Origin of the sequence: Photorhabdus africana, from assembly GCF_035181445.1 — a bacterium.
Taxonomy (GTDB): Bacteria; Pseudomonadota; Gammaproteobacteria; order Enterobacterales; family Enterobacteriaceae; genus Photorhabdus; species Photorhabdus laumondii.
The window spans coordinates 1-729 of sequence record NZ_JAXBVE010000137.1; the positions used below are offsets into that span (position 1 = coordinate 1).

General features: G+C 39.6%; 1 protein-coding gene and 1 pseudogene. Both read right to left on the minus strand.

Annotated elements, in window-relative coordinates; genetic code table 11:
* A pseudogene (locus tag SLS51_RS24775) lies at nt 1-145 on the minus strand (restriction endonuclease fold toxin 5 domain-containing protein); the annotation flags it as partial.
* A 161-nt stretch (nt 146-306) separates the two neighbouring features.
* Complete coding sequence (locus SLS51_RS23080; protein ID WP_011148679.1) at nt 307-570, minus strand: PAAR domain-containing protein; 264 nt, start codon at nt 568-570, stop codon at nt 307-309.
* Nucleotides 571-729 lie beyond the last annotated feature (159 nt).

Sequence of the window (729 nt, forward strand, 5' to 3'; positions counted from 1 at the left end):
CTTTTGCCTTGTCTTGTTCACCTTCTCTATCTTTGGTGCTTTCCATCACACCAACGGCGACTAATCCCGCTGCACAAGCAGCCAGTGTCCATTCAGCCGCAGCTAAAAGAGCGGGAGCCGCTGGCGCAAGAAGTGGTAATGGCATTAATTTTTCCTTTTCAATAAATTATCCATAACCTGCAAATAATCACGGTATTTTTCTCGGCTCTCTATTTTACCGGATTAATGTATTAGCCCGGTACAATGGAGAAGACAAGCGCAGCGCGTCAGTGTTGCCTTAAATAGGCCAAAATGATTGTCGTCTCATTAAGCGAGAAAATCTTTCTGACTGGCAATCAGTTTTGCGCCACAGGCTGTTTGCATACCTTCCAATGCAATAGGTTTTCCCTGATGCTTTAAGTCATTGCTACCTTCTACAATAGGGAAAACCCCTTTGCACTTAGGGCAGTTTACTAAATCACCTTTAGCGGCAACAGGTACGCCTTGATACACGTAATTATCAATGGCGGTAATGACTTTACCACCATGATCGGTTAGATCGTTTAATCGGATTACGGCTCTGTTTGTCATATTTATAACTCTGTCATCAATGGTAGTATTTGTAAATCCCGTAAACATATTTCAATATCATTGGCTTTATTGATATGATCTTGATTTTCAATATCAAAAATATCTTTTGTCGTAATAATCAATGAGCCTTTTTTGTTATTTTTATCAGAAATAGATATT

What these genes read in the sequence shown, in the direction of transcription:
- SLS51_RS23080 (WP_011148679.1), bottom strand. Translation starts at nt 570, where the DNA reads ATGACAAACAGAGCCGTAATCCGATTAAACGATCTAACCGATCATGGT.